At 70.4% G+C, this 22,426-nt stretch carries 22 protein-coding genes; 5 read left to right on the top strand and 17 right to left on the bottom strand.

Features of this window, described 5'->3' with window-relative positions; translation table 11 throughout:
* Window positions 1-104: 104 nt before the first annotated feature.
* From der to ABKW26_RS04480, 10 genes are all read right to left on the bottom strand, one after another.
* The gene (gene der / locus ABKW26_RS04525; protein WP_348591240.1) at window positions 105-1,652 is read right to left on the bottom strand and encodes a ribosome biogenesis GTPase Der; all 1,548 of its coding nucleotides are present in this window, start codon (window positions 1,650-1,652) and stop codon (window positions 105-107) included.
* A gap of 65 nt (window positions 1,653-1,717) precedes the next feature.
* Window positions 1,718-2,410: a lysophospholipid acyltransferase family protein gene (locus tag ABKW26_RS04520; protein WP_348591239.1), complete on the bottom strand. Its 693-nt coding sequence runs from the start codon at window positions 2,408-2,410 to the stop codon at window positions 1,718-1,720.
* Complete coding sequence (cmk, locus tag ABKW26_RS04515; RefSeq protein ID WP_348591238.1) at window positions 2,407-3,108, bottom strand: (d)CMP kinase; 702 nt, start codon at window positions 3,106-3,108, stop codon at window positions 2,407-2,409. Before cmk ends, ABKW26_RS04520 begins: the two co-directional genes overlap by 4 nt.
* Entirely contained in the window at window positions 3,105-3,467 is a 363-nt protein-coding gene (gene aroH / locus ABKW26_RS04510; RefSeq protein WP_348591237.1) for a chorismate mutase, read from the bottom strand. Before aroH ends, cmk begins: the two co-directional genes overlap by 4 nt.
* A 48-nt stretch (window positions 3,468-3,515) precedes the next feature.
* On the bottom strand, window positions 3,516-4,307 hold the full coding sequence (locus ABKW26_RS04505; RefSeq protein ID WP_348591236.1) for a pseudouridine synthase: 792 nt from the start codon (window positions 4,305-4,307) through the stop codon (window positions 3,516-3,518).
* Window positions 4,308-5,039, bottom strand: a complete 732-nt coding sequence (locus ABKW26_RS04500) for an SMC-Scp complex subunit ScpB (protein WP_348591235.1) — start codon at window positions 5,037-5,039, stop codon at window positions 4,308-4,310.
* Entirely contained in the window at window positions 5,036-5,869 is an 834-nt protein-coding gene (locus ABKW26_RS04495; RefSeq protein WP_348591266.1) for a ScpA family protein, read from the bottom strand. The genes ABKW26_RS04500 and ABKW26_RS04495 overlap by 4 nt, the downstream gene beginning before the upstream one ends.
* Window positions 5,862-6,737: an AAA family ATPase gene (locus ABKW26_RS04490; RefSeq protein ID WP_348591234.1), complete on the bottom strand. Its 876-nt coding sequence runs from the start codon at window positions 6,735-6,737 to the stop codon at window positions 5,862-5,864. The genes ABKW26_RS04495 and ABKW26_RS04490 overlap by 8 nt, the downstream gene beginning before the upstream one ends.
* Window positions 6,738-6,807: 70 nt before the next feature.
* On the bottom strand, window positions 6,808-7,773 hold the full coding sequence (xerD, locus tag ABKW26_RS04485) for a site-specific tyrosine recombinase XerD (RefSeq protein ID WP_348591233.1): 966 nt from the start codon (window positions 7,771-7,773) through the stop codon (window positions 6,808-6,810).
* 13 nt (window positions 7,774-7,786) lie between these two features.
* A complete protein-coding gene (locus ABKW26_RS04480) occupies window positions 7,787-8,851 on the bottom strand; it encodes a heme o synthase (RefSeq protein WP_348591232.1) in 1,065 nt (354 codons plus the stop codon).
* 390 nt (window positions 8,852-9,241) lie between these two features.
* Between ABKW26_RS04480 and tkt the strand changes: the two genes are divergently transcribed.
* The 5 genes from tkt (at window position 9,242) to pgl (ending at window position 16,081) form a co-directional block, all read left to right on the top strand.
* Window positions 9,242-11,419, top strand: coding sequence for a transketolase (gene tkt / locus ABKW26_RS04475; protein WP_348591231.1), 2,178 nt, complete (start codon window positions 9,242-9,244; stop codon window positions 11,417-11,419).
* Window positions 11,420-11,518: 99 nt separating this feature from the next.
* A complete protein-coding gene (gene tal / locus ABKW26_RS04470; protein ID WP_348591230.1) occupies window positions 11,519-12,682 on the top strand; it encodes a transaldolase in 1,164 nt (387 codons plus the stop codon).
* A 144-nt stretch (window positions 12,683-12,826) separates the two neighbouring features.
* Window positions 12,827-14,368: a glucose-6-phosphate dehydrogenase gene (gene zwf / locus ABKW26_RS04465; protein ID WP_348591229.1), complete on the top strand. Its 1,542-nt coding sequence runs from the start codon at window positions 12,827-12,829 to the stop codon at window positions 14,366-14,368.
* Between the two features lie 43 nt (window positions 14,369-14,411).
* Complete coding sequence (locus tag ABKW26_RS04460; RefSeq protein WP_348591228.1) at window positions 14,412-15,335, top strand: glucose-6-phosphate dehydrogenase assembly protein OpcA; 924 nt, start codon at window positions 14,412-14,414, stop codon at window positions 15,333-15,335.
* On the top strand, window positions 15,332-16,081 hold the full coding sequence (gene pgl, locus ABKW26_RS04455) for a 6-phosphogluconolactonase (protein ID WP_348591227.1): 750 nt from the start codon (window positions 15,332-15,334) through the stop codon (window positions 16,079-16,081). The genes ABKW26_RS04460 and pgl overlap by 4 nt, the downstream gene beginning before the upstream one ends.
* Before the next feature lie 78 nt (window positions 16,082-16,159).
* Here the strand turns inward: pgl and ABKW26_RS04450 are convergent, their stop codons facing one another.
* The 7 genes from ABKW26_RS04450 to yvcK all read right to left on the bottom strand — a co-directional run bounded on the left by ABKW26_RS04450 (window position 16,160) and on the right by yvcK (window position 22,423).
* The gene (locus tag ABKW26_RS04450) at window positions 16,160-16,519 is read right to left on the bottom strand and encodes an RNA polymerase-binding protein RbpA (RefSeq protein ID WP_348591226.1); all 360 of its coding nucleotides are present in this window, start codon (window positions 16,517-16,519) and stop codon (window positions 16,160-16,162) included.
* Between the two features lie 38 nt (window positions 16,520-16,557).
* Window positions 16,558-16,803 (bottom strand): preprotein translocase subunit SecG, encoded by a 246-nt coding sequence (secG, locus tag ABKW26_RS04445; protein WP_348591264.1) that lies wholly within the window; start codon window positions 16,801-16,803, stop codon window positions 16,558-16,560.
* 177 nt (window positions 16,804-16,980) lie between these two features.
* The gene (tpiA, locus tag ABKW26_RS04440) at window positions 16,981-17,775 is read right to left on the bottom strand and encodes a triose-phosphate isomerase (RefSeq protein ID WP_348591225.1); all 795 of its coding nucleotides are present in this window, start codon (window positions 17,773-17,775) and stop codon (window positions 16,981-16,983) included.
* 35 nt (window positions 17,776-17,810) lie between these two features.
* Window positions 17,811-19,013, bottom strand: coding sequence for a phosphoglycerate kinase (locus ABKW26_RS04435; RefSeq protein ID WP_348591224.1), 1,203 nt, complete (start codon window positions 19,011-19,013; stop codon window positions 17,811-17,813).
* A 123-nt stretch (window positions 19,014-19,136) separates the two neighbouring features.
* Window positions 19,137-20,141: a type I glyceraldehyde-3-phosphate dehydrogenase gene (gap, locus tag ABKW26_RS04430; protein WP_348591223.1), complete on the bottom strand. Its 1,005-nt coding sequence runs from the start codon at window positions 20,139-20,141 to the stop codon at window positions 19,137-19,139.
* A 290-nt stretch (window positions 20,142-20,431) separates the two neighbouring features.
* Window positions 20,432-21,412: a DNA-binding protein WhiA gene (gene whiA, locus ABKW26_RS04425; protein ID WP_348591222.1), complete on the bottom strand. Its 981-nt coding sequence runs from the start codon at window positions 21,410-21,412 to the stop codon at window positions 20,432-20,434.
* Window positions 21,413-21,451: 39 nt separating this feature from the next.
* Window positions 21,452-22,423 (bottom strand): uridine diphosphate-N-acetylglucosamine-binding protein YvcK, encoded by a 972-nt coding sequence (gene yvcK, locus ABKW26_RS04420; RefSeq protein WP_348591221.1) that lies wholly within the window; start codon window positions 22,421-22,423, stop codon window positions 21,452-21,454.
* Between the last annotated feature and the right edge of the window lie 3 nt (window positions 22,424-22,426).

The following is a 22,426-nucleotide window of genomic DNA, read 5'->3' as shown; positions in this document are numbered from 1 at the left end:
GCCCGATCGTAGTGAAAAACGACGGTACGCGTCGATCCGTCCGCGTGAACGGACGGCGAACGCGCACCGTCGTCTCAGGTACTACCGAGCAGAAACCGACCAGGTCAGCGCTTGCGCTTCTCGCGCACGCGCACCGAGATCGAGATGGGCGAGCCCTCGAAGCCGAAGGTCTCGCGCAGGCGCCTCTCGATGAAGCGGCGGTAGCCTGCCTCGAGGAACCCGGTGGCGAAGATGACGAAGCGCGGCGGGCGCGTGGAGGCTTGCGTCGCGAAGAGGATGCGGGGCTGCTTGCCACCGCGCAGCGGGTGCGGGTGCGCCGCCACGAGCTCGCCGAGGAACGAGTTGAGCTTGCCGGTCGAGATGCGGGTGTCCCACGACTCGAGCGACTTCTCCAGCGCGGGCACCAGGCGGTCCATGTGCCACCCGGTCTTCGCCGAGATGTTCACGCGCGGCGCCCACTGGACCTGCACGAGCTCCTTCTCGATCTCGCGCTCGAGGTAGGGGCGGCGGTCCTCGTCCATGAGGTCCCACTTGTTGTACGCGATGACCACGGCGCGGCCGGACTCGATGACCTGCGAGATCACGCGGGTGTCCTGCTCCGTGAGCGAGACGCTCGCGTCGAGGAGCACCACGGCCACCTCGGCCTTCTCGATCGCGGCCTGCGTGCGCAGCGAGGCGTAGAAGTCGGCGCCCTGCGTCTGGTGCACGCGGCGGCGGATGCCGGCAGTGTCCACGAAGGTCCACGGCTTGCCCTTGAGCGTGATGAGCTCGTCCACCGGGTCGCGGGTGGTGCCGGCGGTGTCGTCGACGACCACGCGCTCGGAGCCGGCCACCTTGTTGAGGAGGGAGGACTTCCCGACGTTCGGGCGCCCGACGAGCGCCACGCGTCGCGGCCCCTGCTGGATCGCGACACCGTGCTCGGTGGTGGTCGGCAGCGCCTTCATGGCGGCCTCGAGGAGGTCACCGGTGCCACGGCCGTGCAGCGCCGAGACGGGGTACGGCTCGCCGAGGCCGAGGCTCCACAGCTCGGAGGCGTCGGCCTCCGCACGCGGGCCGTCCACCTTGTTGGCGCAGAGCACCACGGGCTTGCCGGACTTGCGGAGAAGCTTCACGACGCGCTCGTCCGTGGCGGTGGGACCCACGGTCGCGTCGACGACGAACATGATCGCGTCCGCGAGGGAGATGGCGATCTCGGACTGCTCGGCCACGCGGGCGTCGAGCCCGAGGACGTCGACCTCCCAGCCGCCGGTGTCGACGACCATGAAGTTGCGGCCACCCCACTCGGCCGGGTAGCTCACGCGGTCGCGCGTGACGCCGGGCTTGTCCTCGACGACCGCCTCGCGGCGACCGATGATGCGGTTGACGAGCGTCGACTTGCCGACGTTCGGGCGGCCGACGACGGCCAGCACCGGCAGCGGCGCGAGCGACGCGGCGCGCGCGAGCGCGGCGGGGTCGCCGTCGAGGAGGGCGAGATCGTCGTCCGCGAGGTCGTACTCGGCCAGCCCGGCGAGCAGCGCGCGCTCACGACCCGCGTCGGAGGCGTCGTCGCCGGCGTCCACGAGGGCACTGTCCTGGTCGACGACCGGGAGGTCCGTGGTGGGCTGCGCTGCTGCGACGACGTCTTCGGTGTGGTTGTGCTCAGGCGTACTCATGGACCCATTGTCCCAGGAACGGGGCGGGTTCACGAACACGCTGTCTCAGGCGCCCTCAGGTGCCCTCAGGCGACCGCATCCCGGTTCGGGTCGTCGGCCGGGAGCGCGATCCCCGTCCGCGCGACGGCATCGACGACGAGCGCCGACAGCGCCTCCCGGATCTGGAGGTTGGCCTGCTCGAGCGCGACCTTCCCGCTGGTCCCGGGCGTGCGCTCGACGAGGAACGGCTCGCCGAACTCGACATACAGCCGGCGCCGGAACCGCGGCAGCGCGCTGACCTTCTGCCCCGTGCTCCGCGTGCCGAGCACGGCGACCGGAACCACCTGGGCCTTGCCGTTGAGCGCGAGCCACGCCACGCCCGCGTGACCGGTCGACACGTCGCCGCGGCCGCGGTTGCCCTCAGGGAAGATCCCGAGGCCGCCGCCGCGCCGCAGCACACCGATACCGGCCGCGAGCGCCGCCCGCCCGCCGTGCTGGTCGACGGGGATCTGCCCGGCGGCGTCGAGGAACTTCCCGACCGCCCCGGTGAACATGGCCTCCTTGACGAGCATGTGCACCGGTCGTGGGGAGACGCCCACGACGACGGGCCCGTCGATGAGGCCGGTGTGGTTGGCCGCGAGGATGAACGGCCCGTCCGCGGGGACGTTCGACCGCCCGACCGCACGGGTGTTCCACACGACGCGCGCGAGGAACACCCCGACCCACCGTGACCATGCCGCGCTGCGAGGCCCGGGTATCTTCGGCGGGTTGGTGCTCATGCGCTCGCGCCGACCGTGCGCTCGACGACCGTGAGGACGGCCTGGACGGTCTGCTCGAAGTCGAGCTCCGAGGAGTCGACGGTGACCACGCCGTCGGCGGCGACCTGGAAGGACGACACCGTGGAGTCGTCCGCGTCGCGGCGCAGCACCTGGTCGCGGGTCGCGTCGACGCTGGCGGCGTCGTCGGCCCCGTGCACGTCGCGGGCGCGGCGCGCGAGGCGCGCGTCCTCGCTCGCGGTGAGCAGGATCCGCACGTCCGCATCCGGTGCGACGACCGTGGTGATGTCCCGGCCCTCCGCGACCACGCCCGCGCCGCCGGAGAAGCCTCCGGCGGACTCGGCCACGATGACCGCGCGCTGGCGGGCCTGGAGCTCGGCCCGCACGTCGAGGTTGGTCGCGACCGCGCTCACGGCCGTGGAGATGGCCGACTCGCGGATGGCCTCCCCCACGTCGATCCCGTCCACGTGGACGGCCGGGCCGGAAGGGTCCGTGACCATGGCGAGCGGGATGCGCGCGACCAGACCGGCGACAGCCGGCTGGTCGGTGAGCTCGAGCCCGTTGCGCACGCACCACCACGTCGCGGCGCGGTACATCGCGCCCGTGTCGAGGTACGCGAGGCCGAGCCTGCGCGCGACCTCCCGGGAGACGCTGGACTTGCCGGAGCCGGACGGCCCGTCGATGGCGATCGTGAGGCTCACTGCGCCAGGTCCTTTCGTAGTGCGGTCGCGCCGTGCAGGTACACGTGCCGGACGTCAGATCGTGGCACCTCGAGGTTCGCGTGCGCCATGAGGCGCACCACCCGGGGCAGCGCGGTCGGCACGGCGATCTCCGTGGCGCACATGAGCGGGACGTCCCCGAGCCCCATCTCCCGCGCGGCGGCCGCCGGGAAGTCGGAGACGAGGTCGGGCGTGCACGTGAAGATGATCGAGATGAGCGACTCGGTGTCGACGTCGTTCGCGCGCAGCACCTCGCGCACGAGCTCGGTCGTGCGCGCGAAGAGGTGCTCGCGCTCGTCCGTGTCGAGCTGCGTGGCGCCGCGGATGGCGCGCACGGTCATGACCGGCCCGCCGTCCGACGGGCCGCGCAGAGAGCGGTCACAGCGCGGTCACAGGCCGACGTCGGCCATGAGCGTGCCGAGCTCGGTCTGGCCGAGCACGCGCACGCGGCCCGGGCGCAGGTCACCGAGGCGCACCGGCCCGATCTTGGTGCGGACGAGCTGGGTCACAGGGTGGCCCACCTCGTCGAACATGCGCCGCACGATGCGGTTGCGGCCCGCGTGCAGCTCCACCTCGACGAGGCTCGACTGCGGGTTGGTGTCGACGACCTTGTAGCGGTCGACCTTCGCCGTGCCGTCCTCAAGCTCGATCCCGTGGAGCATCGCGTTGGCGATGCTCCCCGAGACGCGCCCCTGGACGTGCACGAGGTACGTCTTGGGGATCTCGTACTTGGGGTGCGCGAGGCGGTTGGCGAGCTCGCCGTCGTTCGTGAGGAGCAACAGCCCTTCCGACTCGGCGTCGAGGCGGCCGACGTGGAACAGGCGCTCGGGGCGGTCGGCGACGAACTGCGCGAGGGTGGGGCGCCCCTCCGGGTCGTGCATCGTCGAGACGACGCCGAGCGGCTTGTTGAGCGCGATCGTCACGAGGGACGTGTCGAGCTGGATCCGCATGCCGTCGACGTGCACGGCGTTCTTCACGGGGTCGACCCGCACGCCGAGCTCGGTCACGCGGATGCCGTCGACCTCGACGCGTCCGTTCGTGATGAGGTTCTCGCAGGCGCGGCGGGATCCCAGGCCGGCGGTCGCGAGCACCTTCTGCAGGCGGACGCCGTCGGGTACGTGGACGTCGCGGGGTGCTTCTTGCGGCAGGGCCTTCTTGCGGCCACCACGGGTGTTGCTCATCTACTTGTCCTCCAGTTCAGGCGCCACGGGTTGCTCGTGCGCCCCGCCTCCCACCCATCCTGCCCACCGGTCGTCGCGGCCGCGAGGACCGACGTCCTCGAAGCCCTCCAGGGCGTCGATCTCGGGCAGGTGTGGTGCGAGCGCGGGCAGCTCGTCGAGCGAAGAAAAACCCATGCGCTCCATGAAGTATCCCGTGGTTCCGTAGAGAAGTGCACCACTGGCCGCCTCGGTCCCCACCTCGGTGACCAGTCCCCGGGCGCTGAGCGTCCGCACCACACCGTCGACGTTGACCCCGCGGACAGCCGAGACCTGGCCCCGCGTGACCGGTTGGCGGTACGCGATGACCGCGAGCGTCTCGAGCGCCGCCTGCGTGAGCCGCGCGGTCTGCCCGTCGGTGACGAAGCGCGCCACGACGTCCGCGAACGCCGGTGCGCTGTAGATCCGCCACCCGCCGCCCGCCTCGCGGAGCTCGAAGCCGGCGGGACGACGCGGAGCGTCGCCGCCAGGACCGGTCGCCGTCTCTTCCGGCACGAGCCGCCCGGAGTACTCCGCGGACAGCGCGCGCAAGCTCGCCTCGACCTCAGGGACCGGGACAGCGAGCGCTGTGGCGAGACGCACAGCCGAGACGGGCTCGTCCGTCACCATGAGGATCGCCTCGATCGCGGCCGGCACGCCGCCCGGCAGCGCGCGGACGTCCGGGCCCGCACCCGGCTCGTCGTGGGTCGCGCTCATGAGGGATCCCCCTGCTCGTCGAAGTCGCCCTGGACGCGGACGTCCTCGACGTCGCCGCCGGTCCAGTGCACGGTGAGGTCGCCGAGCGGTGTCACCTGGTCGAAGGACACGACACCCTCGCGGAAGAGCTCGAGCAGGGCGAGGAAGCGAGCAACGACGACCATGACGCCGTCGGCGTCCGCGACGAGCGTGCGGAAGGACGCCGCCCCGTGGGAGCGCAACCGGTCGACGACGAGCGCTGCCTGGTCCCGGACGCTGACGAGCGGCGAGTGGAGGTGACCCACGTCGACGGTCGGCGGCGGGGGCGCCGGCTCGAGCGCGCGGGCGGCGAGCTCGGCGAGCTGCTCGGGCGTGACCGTCCACACGAGCTCGGGCAGCAGCGCCGCCACGTGCGGCTCGAGCGGCGCGATCCGCGGGAAGCCCCGGCCCTGGTCGGCGAGCCGCTCCGCGAACACTCCCGCCAGCTGCTTGTACGCGCGGTACTGCAGCAGCCTGACGAAGAGCAGGTCCCGGGCCTCGAGCAGCTCGAGGTCGTCGGCGTCGTCGACGTCTCCCGCGGGCAGGAGGCGCGCGGCCTTGAGGTCGAGCAGCGTCGCGGCGACCACGAGGAACTCGCTCGTCGTGTCGAGGTCACGCTCGGCAGCCCGCAGGTAGGAGATGAACTCGTCCGTCACCTGCGCGAGCGCGATCTCGGTGATGTCGAGCTTGTGCTTCGCGATGAGCGAGAGGAGCAGGTCGAACGGTCCGGAGAAGTTCTCGAGATGGACCTCGAACTCCCCTGCGGCCGCGTCCGCCGGGAGCGCCTCGGCCGTCAGGCCTGTCTCAGGCAGCGTCGCCACGGAAAACGAGCTCACGCGCGAGCTGGCGGTAGGCGACCGCGCCCGCGTGCGTCGGTGCGTACGTGGTGATGGGCTCTGCAGCCACCGAGGAGTCCGGGAACTTCACGGTGCGGCCGATGACGGTGTGCATGAGCGTCTCGCCGAAAGCCTCGAAGACGCGGGCGACGACCTCGCGGGAGTGCAGCGTCCGGTTGTCGAACATCGTCGCGATGATGCCGTCGACCTCGAGGCGCGGGTTGAGGCGGTCGCGCACCTTCTCGATGGTCTCGACGAGGAGCGCGACGCCGCGCAGCGCGAAGAACTCGCACTCGAGCGGGATGAGGACGCCGTGCGCAGCGGTGAGCGCGTTGACCGTGAGGAGGCCGAGGCTCGGCTGGCAGTCGACGAGGATGACGTCGTAGTCGTCCGTGACCGGGCGCAGCACGCGGGAGAGCACCGACTCGCGGGCCACCTCACCGACGAGCTGGACCTCGGCGGCCGACAGGTCGATGTTCGCGGGGAGCACGTGCAGGCCGCTCACACGCGTGGGGACGATCGTGTCGTGGATGTCCGCACGACGCTCCATGAGGAGGTTGTAGACCGTCTGGTCGAGCTCGTGCGGGTTCACCCCGAGGCCCACGGACGCGGCGCCCTGCGGGTCGAAGTCGACGATGAGCACGCGGCGGCCGTACTCCGCGAGGCTGGCACCGAGGTTGATGGTCGTGGTCGTCTTGCCCACGCCACCCTTCTGGTTGCACATCGCGATGATGCGCGCAGGGCCATGACTGGCCAGCGGGGCCGGTTCCGGGAAGTCGGGCAGGAGGCGCCCGACGGGGTCGAGCGTCTGGTCGCTGGTGTCGGTCGGGGCCTGGCTGCTCACGCGCCCACGCTACCGCAGGCGGCTCCCCCGGACGCTGAAGCGCGCCGCTGCATGTCGCGTTCTCGGGGCCTCAGCCGATGGCCCGCGGGTGGGACTGGACGTACACCTCGCGCAGCGCGTCGGGGGTGACCATCGTGTAGATCTGCGTCGTGGTGACCGAGGCGTGCCCCAGGAGCTCCTGGACCACGCGCACGTCCGCGCCGCCGGAGAGCAGGTGCGTCGCGAAGGAGTGGCGCAGCGTGTGCGGGGAGACGTGAGCCGCGCCGGGCAGCTTGGCGCGCTCGGCGGACGAGCGCAGCACGGCCCACGCGCTCTGCCTGCTGAGGCGGTCGCCCCGGGTGTTGAGGAACACCGCGGGCGTCCCGCGCCCCGCCGACGAGTACGACGCCCGGCCACGGACGAGGTACGCCTCCAGCGCCTCGACGGCGTAGGAGCCGACCGGCACGACGCGCTCCTTGCTGCCCTTGCCGAAGAGCCGCACGGAGGCGGTGCCCGGGGTGAGGTCGAGGTCGTCGATGTCGAGGTTCACAGCCTCGGAGATGCGCGCACCCGTGGAGTACAGGAGCTCGAGGAGCGCCCGGTCGCGCAAGGGCCCGGGCCCCTCGCCCGCACCCGCGGCCTCGAGGAGCAGCTCGACCTCGTGCGTCGAGATCGCCTTGGGCAGGCGCTTGGGCCGGCTGGGAGGCCGGATGCCGAGGGCCGGGTTCGAGGTGGTGAGCCGTTCCTCGACGCAGAACTTGTGCCAGCCGCGCAGCGCAGCGAGGCTGCGGGCCGTCGACGCGGCCGACAGGACCGCTCCCCCGTCCGTGCCGGTCCGCAGTGCCGCGACGAACGCCTCGACGTCGCTCATCGTGGCCTCCGCCAGCTCGATGTGCGACGCGTCGAGGAAGAGCACGTAGCGCGTGAGGTCGCGGCGGTAGGCGCCCACAGTGTTCGGGGAGCTGCCTCGCTCGACCGTCAGGTGGTCGAGGTAGACCTGGAGCGCCCGGCTCGCAGCACTGGGAGGCGTCTGGGGTGTCGCAGCTGGATCAGCCACCGTCGCAGCCGTCCTAGAACGGCAGGAAGACGTCGACCGCCACCGCGACGAACAGCAGGGTCAGGTACGTGATCGAGCCGTGGAACACCTTCATCGCACCGAGCTTGCCGCGCGTCGGGTCCATCGCACGTCGGTACATGCCGATGCAGGAGGAGAGGAACCACGCACCGAGCGCGGAGGCGACGACGGCATACACCCAGGACATGTCCTCGAGCGGCACGAGCGCGAGCGAGCACGTGATCATCGCGACCGTGTAGATGACCATCTCGCGAGCGACCTTCGTGTCGTCGGCGACCACCGGGAGCATCGGGACGCCCGCGTTGGCGTAGTCCCGACGGAACTTCATCGACAGCGGCCAGTAGTGCGGCGGCGTCCAGAAGAAGATGACGAGGAAGAGCGCGACAGCACCCCAGCTGAGGCTCCCCGTGACGGCGGACCAGCCGATGAAGACCGGCATGCAGCCGGCGATCCCGCCCCAGACGATGTTCTGCGGGGTCCGGCGCTTGAGGATCATCGTGTAGCCGACGACGTAGATGAGGATGGCGCCCGCGGTGAGCAGCGCCGAGGGGACGTTGACGACGAGGGCGAACCACAGGAGCGAGACCACGCCGAGGACGAGACCGAAGACGAGGGCCGACTGCGGGGTCACCTCGCCGGTGACGAGCGGACGCCGCTTGGTGCGGTCCATCACCTCGTCGATGTCACGGTCGAGGTAGCAGTTGAGGACGTTCGCGGACGCAGCAGCAGCGGTTCCGCCGACGAGCGTCGCGAGCACGAGCCACCACGAGGGCAGGCCGTCGGCCGCGAGGATCATCGTCGGGAGCGTCGTCACGAGAAGGAGCTCGATGATCCGCGGCTTCGTCAGCGCGACGTACGCACCGACCCGCCCACGGAGACCAGACGTCGCCTGACCCGGCCGGGCCGGGCGTGCTCCCCCGTGGGGCGACCGAGGTGCCGAGGGTCGCGGGGCCGCCGGGACGGGGGCGCGGTCGGCGTCGCCCGCCGGGGAGGCTGCTGCGCCACCGGTGCCGCGGGGACGGCTCGACGGGTGGGCCGATGCTTGGCTCGAAGTGTGCACGCGAGGCTGGGGTCCGATCTGCGTCCTAGGGAAGGCAGGCGCGCGAACTGCTTGCGCTGCCTGAGACGACGTCCGTCCATGGTACTGGTGTCTCACCCCGGAAGGGCTCCGGCAGGGCCGACGCCGGGTGTGACATTGATGGACGATCCGCGATGTGAACGTTCACAACGTGATCTGAGACGGACGCGATAGTCTTGACAGATGGCCCAGACGTGCGCGATGCCGCGGGACCATATGGCGGTCAGAGGCGACACAGCCTCACCCTCCGCACGTAGCGTCACGAGAGAGAACCAGGCGCGGGGCCGACACCGCAGGGCCGCCCGCGCTGCTTGCCACGACCTGCACGACGACTGATTCCGGCGGGCGAAAGCCCCGGAGAAATGAGGTTCGGTGAACGCGTTCGCCCCCGCAGAGCAGCCCTTCGAGTGGACTGACCTGGATGACCGTGCAGTGAAGACGATCAAGGCCCTCGCGGCCGACGCCGTCGAGAAGGTCGGCAACGGCCACCCCGGTACCGCGATCTCCCTCGCGCCCGCCGCGTACCTGCTCTTCCAGAAGGTGATGCGCCACGACCCGAGCGACTCGCAGTGGGTCGGTCGCGACCGCTTCGTCCTCTCGGCCGGTCACTCGTCGCTGACGATCTACCTCCAGCTCTTCCTCTCCGGCTACGACGTCGGCCTCGACGACATCAAGGCCCTGCGCACGTGGGGCTCCAAGACCCCGGCGCACCCCGAGTACGCCCACACCGACGGCGTCGAGATCACCACCGGCCCGCTCGGCCAGGGCCTGGCCTCCTCGGTCGGCATGGCCATGGCGGCCCGCCGCGAGCGCGGCCTCCTCGACCCGGACGCCGCACCCGGCGAGAGCCCCTTCGACCACACCGTCTTCGTCATCGCCGGCGACGGCGACCTGCAGGAGGGTGTCACCTCCGAGGCGTCCTCCCTCGCCGGTCACCAGAAGCTCGGCAACCTCGTGGTCATCTACGACCAGAACCACATCTCGATCGAGGACGACACCAACATCTCCTTCAGCGAGGACGTCCTCGCGCGGTACGAGTCCTACGGCTGGCACACCCAGCGCGTCGACTGGACCGAGGGTGGCACCGGCTACGTCGAGAACGTCGAGGAGCTCGCCACCGCTCTCGCAGCCGCGAAGTCCGAGACCGACAAGCCGTCGATCATCGCGCTGCGCACCATCATCGGCTGGCCGTCCCCGAGCAAGCAGAACACCGGGAAGATCCACGGCTCCGCCCTCGGCGCCGACGAGGTCAAGGGCCTCAAGATCAACCTGGGCCTCGACCCCGAGGAGTCCTTCGCGGTGGCCGACGACGTGCTCGCGCACGCTCGTGAGGTCAGCACACGCGGCTCCGACCTCCGCGAGAAGTGGACCGTCGGCTTCGACGCCTGGAAGACGTCCAACCCCGAGGGCGCCGCGCTCCTCGAGCGCCTGAGCACCCGGACCCTCCCGGGCGGCTGGGACGACGTCCTGCCGACCTTCGAAGGTGACAAGGCCGTCTCCACCCGCGCCGCCTCCGGCAAGGTCCTCGGCGCGCTCGCACCGGTACTGCCCGAGCTCTGGGGCGGGTCGGCCGACCTCGCCGAGTCGAACAACACCACCATGGAGGGCGAGCCGTCCTTCATCCCGGCGGAGCACTCCACCACCGCCTGGACCGGTAACCCCTACGGGCGCACGCTGCACTTCGGCATCCGTGAGCACGCCATGGGTGCGATCCTCAACGGGATCGTCCTGCACGGCGGCACGCGCGCCTACGGCGGCACGTTCCTCGTCTTCTCCGACTACATGCGCCCGGCCGTGCGTCTCGCCGCGCTCATGCGGATCCCGACGACGTTCGTCTGGTCGCACGACTCCATCGGTCTCGGCGAGGACGGTCCGACCCACCAGCCGATCGAGCACCTCGCGTCGCTGCGTGCCATCCCGGGCCTCGACGTCGTGCGCCCCGCGGACGCCAACGAGGTCTCCTGGGCCTGGAAGACGATCCTCGAGCACACCGACCGCCCGGCCGGTCTCGTCCTCACGCGCCAGAACGTCCCGACGTTCGCCCGCGGCGCGGGTGCGGCCACCGGTGACGAGCTCGCCTCTGCGGCCGGTGTCGCCAAGGGTGCGTACGTGCTCGCCGAGGCACAGGGGGGCACGCCCGACGTGATCCTCCTGGGCACCGGCTCCGAGGTCCAGCTCGCCGTCGACGCCCGCACGGCGCTGGCTGCAGAGGGCATCAACGCCCGCGTCGTGTCCGTCCCGTGCCTCGAGTGGTTCAACGAGCAGGACGACGCCTACCGAGAGTCGGTCCTGCCGGCCTCGGTCAAGGCGCGCGTGTCGGTCGAGGCAGGCATCGCCCAGGGCTGGCGCGAGCTCGTCGGCGACGCCGGCCGCACCGTGAGCATCGAGCACTACGGCGCGTCCGCGGACTTCAAGACGCTCTTCCGCGAGTTCGGGCTCACGCCCGAGGCGGTCGCGGCGGCAGCGAAGGAGTCCATCGCGGCTGTCTCGACGGCCACGCCCGGTGCAGCGCCGATCCCGTCCGAGGGCGGCGCCGGCGACCAGCAGTGACCCGTGGTGGTCCGGTTGCGGCCGGGCCACCACTGCTCTAGACCGGAACGTGTGCTCCGGTCCGGAGCACACCCACCACGCTCTCCAGGAGAGGTCATCGTGACACCAGAGAACACAGCCACCACCCAGTCGGAACCCACTGCACAGCTGTCCGCGGCGGGGGTGGCCATCTGGCTCGATGACCTCTCCCGGGAGCGGATCACGTCCGGCAACCTCGCCGAGCTCGTCGCCACCCGCGGCGTGGTCGGCGTCACCACGAACCCCACGATCTTCGCGGGAGCCCTCGCGAAGGGCTCGAGCTACGACGCCCAGCTCGGCGAGGGTGACGGCCCCACGTCCGAGGCCGAGCTCGACGAGCTCGTCTGGGCCATCACCACCACCGACGTGCGCAACGCGTGCGACATCCTCCGCCCCGTCTACGACGCGACCGGCGGCGTCGACGGCCGCGTGTCCATCGAGGTTGACCCCCGGCTCGCCCGCGACACGCACGCGACGATCGCCCTGGCCAAGACGCTCTGGACGCTCGTCGACCGCCCGAACCTCTACATCAAGATCCCGGCCACCCTCGAGGGTCTCCCGGCGATCACCGCCACCGTCGCCGAGGGCATCAGCGTCAACGTGACGCTCATCTTCTCGCTCGAGCGCTACCGCTCGGTCATCGACGCCTACCTCGTCGGGATCGAGGCCGCGCACGCCGCCGGCCACGACCTGGCGCCCATCGGCTCCGTCGCGTCCTTCTTCGTCAGCCGCGTCGACGCCGCCGTGGACAAGGCGCTCGACACGCTCGGCACCCCCGAGGCCGCCGAGCTGCGGGGCAAGGTCGCGATCGCCAACGCCCGGCGCGCCTACGCCATGCACCGCGAAGTTCTCGCGAGCGACCGGTGGAACCGGCTCGCCGGGCTCGGCGCACAGCCGCAGCGGCCCCTCTGGGCCTCGACCGGCGTCAAGGACCCGGCGTACCCGGACACCCTCTACGTCACCGAGCTCGTCGCGCAGGGCGTCGTCAACACGATGCCCGAACCCACGCTCGAGGCCGTCGCCGACCACGGCGTCATCACCGGCGACACCATCACTCCCGCTCTCGACGACGCGCGCAACGTCCTCGAGCGGCTCTCAGCCCTCGGGATCTCGCTCGGCGACGTCACCGAGGCGCTCGAGACCGAAGGCCTCGAGAAGTTCGTCACCAGCTGGGAAGAGCTGCTCGCGACCGTGACCACCGGCCTCGACCGTGTGCACGGCACCGGAACGACCGACCAGTCCTGAGACAGGTGGTCGCTGCACGCCGGGTCTGCTGTAGAACGTCACTCAGACGTCCGGCACCCGGGTGCAGCGAGCCACGCTGAGACCCACGACAGCTCCCCGCAAGCGCCGCACAGCCTCCCCGCGCAACCGAGATTGGTGACCCACGTGAGACCCGCAAAGATCAGCGCAGAGTCGAACCCCCTCCGTGACCCGCGTGACCTCCGTCTCCCCCGCATCGCCGGCCCGTGCGGCCTCGTGATCTTCGGCGTCACGGGAGACCTCGCGCGCAAGAAGCTCATGCCCGCCGTCTACGACCTCGCCAACCGTGGGCTCCTGCCCCCAGGCTTCGCGCTCACGGGCTTCGCCCGTCGCGACTGGGAGGACCAGGACTTCGCGAAGGTCGTCCACGACGCCGTCAAGCAGTACGCACGCACGCCCTTCCGCGAGTCCGTCTGGAACCAGCTCGCCGAGGGCATCCGCTTCGTCCAGGGCAGCTTCGACGACGACGAGGCGTTCGAGCGCCTCAGCGAGACGGTCGCCGAGCTCGACGAGATCCGCGGCACCAAGGGCAACCACGCCTTCTACCTCTCCGTGCCGCCGAGCGCCTTCCCCGTCGTCTGCCGCCAGCTCGCCCGCTCCGGCCTGTCGGAGTCGACGGACGACGCCTGGCGCCGCGTCGTCATCGAGAAGCCCTTCGGCCACGACCTCGAGAGCGCACGCGAGCTCAACGACGTCGTCTCCGAGGTCTTCTCCCCCGAGGACGTCTTCCGCATCGACCACTACCTCGGCAAGGAGACGGTGCAGAACCTCCTGGCGCTGCGCTTCGCCAACCAGATGTACGAGCCCATCTGGAACGCCAACTACGTCGACCACGTGCAGATCACCATGGCCGAGGACATCGGTATCGGCGGTCGCGCCGGCTACTACGACGGCATCGGCGCGGCGCGCGACGTCATCCAGAACCACCTCCTCCAGCTCCTCGCCCTGACCGCCATGGAAGAGCCCGTCTCCTTCAGTGCGAACGACCTCATCGCCGAGAAGATCAAGGTCCTCTCGGCCATGCGCCTGCCGAAGGACCTCGGCAAGCACACCGCCCGCGGCCAGTACGAGGCCGGATGGCAGGGCGGCGAGGAGGTCGTCGGCTACCTCGAGGAAGACGGTACGGACCCCGCGTCCGCGACGGAGACCTACGCCGCGATCCGCGTGGACATCGACACCCGCCGATGGGCTGGCGTCCCGTTCTACCTGCGTGCCGGCAAGCGCCTCGGCCGCCGCGTCACCGAGATCGCCGTCGTCTTCAAGAAGGCGCCGCACCTGCCCTTCGAGTCGACCGCCACGTCCGAGCTCGGCAAGAACGCCATCGTCATCCGCGTCCAGCCGGACGAGGGCGTCACGCTGCGCCTCGGCGCCAAGGTGCCAGGGACCGCCATGGAGGTCCGCGACGTCACGATGGACTTCGGCTACGGCCACGCGTTCACCGAGTCGTCCCCCGAGGCCTACGAGCGACTCATCCTCGACGTCCTCCTCGGCGACCCGCCTCTCTTCCCCCGCCACGAGGAGGTCGAGCTCTCCTGGAAGATCCTCGACCCCATCACGGAGTTCTGGGCCAGCAAGGGCACCCCTGACCCGTACCGCTCGGGCACCTGGGGCCCCGAGTCCGCGAACTCGATGCTCGCCCGTGACGGCCGAGCCTGGCGACGTCCCTGAGCGCTCGACCGGCACCTGACTCATCCCTGACGGAGGACCGCACGTGATCATCGACATGCCAGGCACGACCGCCGGAGCCGTCGCCAAACGCCTCATCAAGATCCGCGAGGAGGGTGGCGCGATCGCCCTCGGTCGCGTCCTCACGCTCATCATCGTGGCGGAGGAGGACAACATCACCGAGGCGGTCGACGCCGCCAACGACGCGAGCCGCGAGCACCCGTGCCGCATCCTCGTCGTCGCCAACGCGAACGACCGCACGACCGACGCCCTCGACGCCGAGATCCGCGTCGGTGGCGACGCGGGTGCGAGCGAGGTCATCATCCTGCGTCCCTCGGGCGGCCTCGTCGGCCACCCGGACACGCTCGTCATGCCGCTGCTCCTCCCCGACGCACCGATCGTCGCGTGGTGGCCGCAGAACATGCCCGAGAGCCCGTCGACGGACCTCATCGGCGCGATGGCCAAGATCCGGATCACCGACTCGATGAACTGCACGTCACCGATCGACAACCTCCAGGTGCTGCGCACGAACCACGAGCCGGGCGACATCGACCTCGCGTGGACGCGCGTCACCGTGTGGCGCGGCCTCCTCGCCGCCGCCCTCGACCAGGCCCCCTTCGAGCCGGTCGTCTCCGCGGTCGTCGAGGGAGACGAGTCCCACCCGTCGGTGGACCTTCTCGCCGCCTGGCTGGCCCGCGGCCTCAAGTGCCCGGTCACCGTGCGCCGCAAGGGCCATGCGTACGCGATCACCCGCGTCGTCCTCACTCGCAAGTCGGGCGACATCGTCCTCGACCGGCCCGACGGACGCATCGCCACCCTCAGCCAACCCGGACAGCCGGACCACCGGATCGCCCTGCCGGTCCGCCAGCTGCGCGAGTGCCTGTCCGAAGAGCTCCGCCGGCTCGACCCCGACGAGGTCTACGGCGAGGTCCTCACCAAGGGGCTCACCCGCGTCGAGGCCGACGCATGACCGCCCCGCGGCTCGTCGTCGTCCACCCGACCCAGGGCGTCCTCGCCGAGGCCGTCGCCGCGCGACTGCTCACGCGGATCCTCGACATCCAGTCCGTGCGGTCCCCCGTCCACGTCGTCGTCACCGGCGGCACCATCGGTATCCGCACGCTCGCCGCCGTCGCAACCAACCCCGTGCGCGCGGCCGTCGACTGGACCCAGGTCCACGTGTGGTGGGGCGACGAGCGCTTCCTGCCCGACGGCGACCCCGACCGGAACGAGACCCAGGCACGCGACGCGCTCCTCGACTCCCTCGAGTCCTTGCCGCCCGCGAACATCCACGCGATGGCTCCCGCGGACGGCACGCGCACAGCGGAAGAGTCGGCGGAGCTCTACGCCGCCGAGCTCGCACGCTTCGCACCCGAGGGTGCCGCGTCGCCGACCTTCGACGTCACGCTCGTGGGCATGGGCCCCGACGCGCACGTCGCGTCGCTCTTCCCCGGCCACCCGGCCCTGGACGTCACCGGACGCGCGACGACCGCGGTCCACGACTCCCCCAAGCCGCCGTCCGACCGCGTGTCGCTGACCTTCGAGGCGCTGCAGGGCTCGGCCGAGGTGTGGGTCGTGGCGTCGGGAGAGGACAAGGCGCCCGCGGTCGCAGCGGCGCTCGGTGGCGCTCCACTCTCCGAGGCGCCCATCGGTGGCGCCACCGGGCGCCTGCTCACGGCGTGGCTGGTCGACGTCGACGCAGCCTCCGGGATCGCCTGACAGGCTGAGAGGCACCGCTCTCACCCTGCTGGGTTGGAGCGTGGTGGGTGGAGCCTGGTGTGGGTGGAGAGAGCGCTCTCAGCGCAGCGGACGACCGCCGCGCCGCGCACGGAGCGAGGCGAGAGCCTCGTCGAGGAGCGCCTCGCCGTCGGCCTCGCTGCGACGCTCCTTCACGTACGCGAGGTGCGTCTTGTACGGTGCGTTGCGCACCGCCGCGGGAGGATTCTCGGGGTCCTGCCCCGCCGGGAGACCGCAACGCGTGCACTCCCAGAGCTCGGGGGCCTCGACGCGCGCCTCGATCGAGAAGCTGGGGCGCGTCTCGTGCTGGTTGGCGCAGAAGTACGCGACGAAGAACCGAGGAGCGGTGTCACCTCGCTCGGCCTCGCCCATGGGTCCGGCACCGACACGCGATCCACGGATCGCACTACCACCAGCCACTGCAGCTCCTCCGAGAGAAGTTCGAGATCACCCGAGTGCTACAGGGCGACCTTCTGGATGAGGCCGAGGAGGACGACCGACGTGAACCACACGAGCGCGAACCCGACTGTGATGCGGTTGAGGTTGCGCTCAGCGACGCCCGAGCTCCCGACGCTGCTGGAGACCCCGCCTCCGAACATGTCGGAGAGGCCTCCGCCCTTGCCCTTGTGCATGAGGATCAAGAGGATCATGAAGGCGCTCGTCAGGACAAGGATGACCTCGAGGGCCACACGGAGAATCTCCACAGTCGCGTTCATTCCTCTGACTCGAGAGGGACACCGCGCTTGCTGCGGATCCCGGGATGTGCGGCGCCGACGGCACCGAGGTCAAGAATAGGCCAGATCACAGCTGCCGAGCCACCAGGCCCGCCGGTCGCTCTCGCGACGGACGGGCCTGCTGACTCGAACCTGACCCGGGAGAGCTCAGGCCGAGGCGTGCGCCTGGTACCGAGCGATCTTCGCGAACTCCTCGGCGTCGAGGCTCGCTCCGCCGACGAGAGCGCCGTCGACGTCCGTCTCCTTCATGAGCTCGGCGATCGAGCCAGACTTCACCGAGCCGCCGTAGAGCACGCGGACCGCGTCGGCAACCTCGGTCGAGTAGCGCTCGGCCAGGCGGGCACGGATCGCGCCGGCGACCTCCTGGGCGTCCTGCGGCGTCGCGACCTCACCCGTACCGATGGCCCAGACGGGCTCGTACGCGATGACGACCTTCGCAGCGTCCTCGGCCGAGAGGCCCTCGAGCGCGCCGTCGACCTGTGCGAGGGTGTGGGACACCTGGTTGCCCGCCTTGCGGACCTCGAGTGCCTCACCGACGCAGATGATCGGGACGAGCCCGTGCGCGAGAGCAGCCTTGGACTTCGCGTTGACGAGAGCGTCGTCCTCCGCGTGGTACTGGCGGCGCTCGGAGTGACCGATCGCCACATACTTCACGCCGAGCTTCGCGAGGAACACGGGCGAGATCTCGCCCGTGTACGCGCCCGAGACGTGCTGCGAGACGTCCTGCGCGCCGTAGCTCAGCTCGAGCTTGTCGGCGTCGACGAGGGTCTGGACGCTGCGCAGGTCGGTGAACGGTGCGAGCACGGTGACCTCGACGGCCGAGAAGTCGTGCTTGCCGTCCTTGAGTGCCCAGGCGAGCTTCTGCACCAGGTGGATGGCTTCCTGGTGGTCCTGGTTCATCTTCCAGTTGCCGGCGATGAGCGGTGTGCGGGTGGTGGCCACGGTTGATCTACCTTCTTCAGAGAGGACGGGGTCGGTCACGCGTCGAGGACGGCGATGCCGGGGAGGGACTTGCCCTCGAGGTACTCGAGGCTCGCGCCGCCACCGGTCGAGATGTGGCTGAAGCCCGCCTCGTCGAAGCCGAGGATGCGCACGGCCGCGGCCGAGTCGCCGCCACCGACGATGGTGAAGGCTCCGTTGGACGCGGTCGCGTCGACGAGGGCCTGCGCGACGGCACGGGTGCCTGCGGAGAACGCCTCGAACTCGAACACTCCGGCAGGGCCGTTCCAGACCGCGGTCTTGGCGTCGACGATCTTCGAGGCGAAGAGTGCCTGCGAGGCGGGACCGATGTCGAGCCCGATCTTGCCGTCGGGGATCGCGTCGGCCGGGACGACCGTCGCGGGCGAGTCCGCCTTGAACTCGTCGGCGACGACGATGTCCGTCGGGAGGACGATCTCGACGCCGGCCGCCTCGGCCTGCGCGAGGTAGCCCTTGACCACGTCGATCTGGTCGGCCTCGAGGAGCGAGTTGCCGACCGAGTAGCCCTTGGCAGCGAGGAACGTGAAGACCATGCCGCCACCGATGAGGAGGCGGTCGGCCTTCGTGATGAGGTTGGCGATGACGCCGAGCTTGTCGGAGACCTTCGACCCACCGAGCACGACGACGTACGGGCGGGCGGGGTCCTCCGTCGCCTTCTTGAGGGACTCGACCTCCTTGAGCACGAGCGCGCCGACGGCCGAGGGGAGCTTGAGGGCCACGTCGTAGACGGAGGCCTGCTTGCGGTGCACGACGCCGAAGCCGTCCGACACGAACGCGTCGGCGAGCGAGGCGAGGTCGTCGGCGAGCGAGGCACGCTCGGCGTCGTCCTTCGAGGTCTCACGCGGGTCGAAGCGGATGTTCTCGAGGAGGGCGACCTCGCCGTCGCCGAGCGCGGCGACCGTGGCCTTCGCGGACTCTCCGACGGTGTCCTGCGCGAGGGTGACCGGGGCGCCGAGGAGCTCACCGAGGCGTGCCGCGACCGGAGCGAGGGAGTACTTGGCCTCAGGAGCACCCTTGGGGCGACCGAGGTGGGCGGCCACGACGACGCGCGCGCCGGCAGCGACGAGCGACGTCAGCGTCGGCAGGGCCGCGCGGATGCGGCCGTCGTCGGTGATGGTCGTGCCGTCGAGCGGCACGTTGAAGTCTGAACGGACGAGTACGCGCTTTCCGCGCAGGTCGCCGAGGTCCTCGATCGTCTTCATGGGTTCTCCAAGCTCAGGGGGCGGACATGCAGACGTCCGCGTGAGTGACGTGTGCCGGACGGCTCATCACTCACGCGGACGTCATCTACTTCGGGGTGACCCGGGTACTTCGCAGCGCGAAGGTCAGAGCTTCTCGCCGACGAGGACCGTGAGGTCCACGAGACGGTTGGAGTAGCCCCACTCGTTGTCGTACCAGGAGACGACCTTGACCTGGTCGCCGATCACCTTGGTGAGGCCGGCGTCGAAGATGCTCGACGCAGGGTCCGTCACGATGTCGGACGACACCAGCGGGTCCTCGGTGTAGACGAGGATGCCCTTGAGGGGGCCCTCGGCTGCAGCCTTGATCGCGGCGTTGACGGACTCGACCGTGACCGGCTTGGCAGCCGTGAAGGTGAGGTCCGTGGCCGAGCCTGTGGGCACGGGCACGCGGAGCGCGTAGCCGTCGAGCTTGCCCTTGAGCTGCGGGAGGACGAGCGCCACGGCCTTGGCCGCACCGGTCGAGGTCGGGACGATGTTGACCGCGGCGGCGCGGGCACGACGGAGGTCCTTGTGGGGACCGTCCTGGAGGTTCTGGTCGCCCGTGTACGCGTGGATCGTCGTCATGAGGCCACGCTCGATGCCGAACGCCTCGTCGAGGACCTTGGCCATCGGCGCGAGGCAGTTCGTGGTGCACGACGCGTTGGAGATGATGTGCATCGTCGCGGGGTCGTAGTCGCCCTCGTTGACACCGATGACGAACGTGCCGTCCTCGTTGCTCGCGGGAGCGGAGATGATGACCTTCTTGGCACCGGCGTCGATGTGCGCCTTCGCCTTGGTCGCGTCCGTGAAGAAGCCGGTCGACTCGATGACGATGTCGGCACCCAGGGCACCCCAGGGGAGGTCCGCCGGGTTGCGCTCTGCGAGAGCCTTGATCTTCTTGCCGTTGACGGTGATCGACTCTTCGTCGAAGCTCACGTCAGCTGCGAGACGACCCAGAACGGAGTCGTACTTCAGCAGGTGCGCGAGGGTCTTGTTGTCCGTGAGGTCGTTGACACCGACGATCTCGATGTCTGCACCGGACGCAAGAATTGCGCGGAAGAAGTTACGTCCAATACGACCGAAGCCGTTGATTCCGACGCGGATGGTCACTATGCCCTCCTCAGGGCGCGCCGGACAGTACCGACGCACACGGTTGTTGACGAACGTTCACGTACGTCGACGTACGTTGGTGTGATGGTGCCCGATCGAACCTGCCGGTCGCTGCAAGAATTCTGCGACGGACCGTCGGTCGATCTGACGTCTTGAGCCTATACCCCGACGGGAGTTCGTGCGGGGACCATCGTCCCCGTGAGACAAGTTCTCGTCTCCACGTGGTCACGAGTACGTGTGCTGTTCACCCAGAACACCCCACCGTCGTGGCACAGTCACCCCTCAGGATGCTAGAGATCGAGCAGATCCGGGCTGAGTCCGGCCTCGGTGTCCGGGATCCCGAGCTCCTCCGCGCGCTTGTCGGCGGTCGCGAGCAGACGGCGGATGCGTCCGGCCACGGCGTCCTTCGTCAACGGCGGGTCGGCCAGCTGCCCGAGCTCCTCGAGCGAGGACTGCTTGTGCGCGAGCCGCAGCTCGCCGGCCTGGCGCAGGTGGTCCGGGAGATCGGGCCCGAGGATCTCGAACGCCCGCTCCACGCGTGCACCCGCCGCCACCGCGGCCCGGGCCGAGCGGCGCAGGTTCGCGTCGTCGAAGTTCGCGAGGCGGTTGGCGGTGCCCCGGACCTCACGACGCAGCCTGCGCTCTTCCCAGACGACGACGGCGTCGTGGGCGCCCAGGCGCGTGAGGAGAGCGCCGATCGCCTCGCCGTCACGGATGACGACGCGGTCGATGCCGCGGACCTCACGGGTCTTCGCCGCGATGCCGAGCCGGCGCGCAGCACCGACGAGCGCGAGCGCCGCCTCGGGCCCGGGGCACGTGACCTCCAGCGCGGACGAGCGACCCGGCTCCGTGAGCGAGCCGTGCGCGAGGAAGGCCCCGCGCCACGCGGCCTCGGCCTCGCCCGTGCCCGCGGAGACCACCTGCGGAGGGAGCCCACGGACCGGACGGCCCCGGTTGTCGAGCAGACCCGTCTGGCGTGCGAGCGACTCGCCGTCCTTGACCACGCGAATGACGTACCGGCTCCCCCGCCGGATGCCGCTCGCGGAGACGACGATGATCTCGGACGTGTGCCCGTAGACCTCAGCGATCGCCTGCCGCAGCCTCCGCGCCGCGATCGCCGTGTCCAGCTCTGCCTCGATGACGATCCGACCCGAGATGATGTGCAGACCTCCCGCGAACCGGAGCATCGCGGACACCTCGGCCTTGCGATAGGACGTCTTGTCGATCTTCAAGCGAGCAAGCTCGTCTTTCACCTGTGCCGTCAGCGCCATGGGGCAATCCTGCCATCCCTGACGGGTGGCTCTCACCCATCAGCGGGAAATCGTGCCGACGTCCCCGAGGAACTTGTCGAACACGTCCCGGTACGCCGCGGCCAGACGCAGGGCGTCGTGCCGCGGCGTCCCGTCCCCTCGGCCGACCTGGCGCATGAGCAGCGTGGCCCCCATGTGCTCGGCCTCCTTGATGAGGAGATCCGGGTCCTCGACCGCGGACGGGTCCGCGACGACGGCGTCGATCCTCAGGTCCGGTGCATGCCGGTAGAGCGCCCGGAGGTGCTCGATCGTCGTCATCCCGAGAGTCTCGTCGGTGTCGCGCGAGAGATTGAGCGTCAGGCAGCGCCGACCACGCGTCTCGTGGAGCGCCCTCGCGAGGTCGGGGACGAGGAGGTGCGGCATCACCGAGGAGAACCACGAGCCGGGACCGAGCACGATCCAGTCGGCCGCCATGATCGCGTCGACCGCCTCGGGGCACGCCGGCGGGTCGGACGGGGTCAGGCGGATGTTCTCGACCCGCCCGGCCGTCGACGCGACCTGAGACTGGCCGACCACCGTGACGACATCTCCCCCGATCGCCACCTCCGCCTCGAGCGAGAGCGGCACCGACGCCATCGGCAGGACCCGCCCCCGGGCGCCGAGCAGCTTGCCCACCCAGTCGAGCCCGCCGACGGGGTCGTCGAGAAGCTCCCACAGGGCGACGATGAGGAGGTTCCCCACCGCGTGCTGGTTGAGGTCGCCTGTCGACGTGAAGCGGTGCTGCAGGAGGTCACGCCACGTCCGACCCCACTCGGAGTCGTCGCAGAGGGCCGCGAGCGCCATCCGCAGATCACCGGGCGGCAGGACGCCCAGCTCCTCGCGCAGCCGGCCTGACGACCCCCCGTCGTCGGCGACGGTGACGATCGCGGTGAGGCGGTCGGTCATGAGCCGCAGCGCCGAGAGACTCGCCGAGAGACCGTGCCCTCCACCGAGCGCGACGACCGTCGGGCTTCCGATCGGATACACCGACATCCC

The sequence above is a fragment of the Sanguibacter sp. 25GB23B1 genome, from assembly GCF_040012415.1.
Taxonomy (GTDB): Bacteria; Actinomycetota; Actinomycetes; order Actinomycetales; family Cellulomonadaceae; genus Sanguibacter.
The sequence above is the reverse complement of the archived record's forward strand: the minus strand, read 5'-3'. Positions and strand labels throughout refer to the sequence as shown.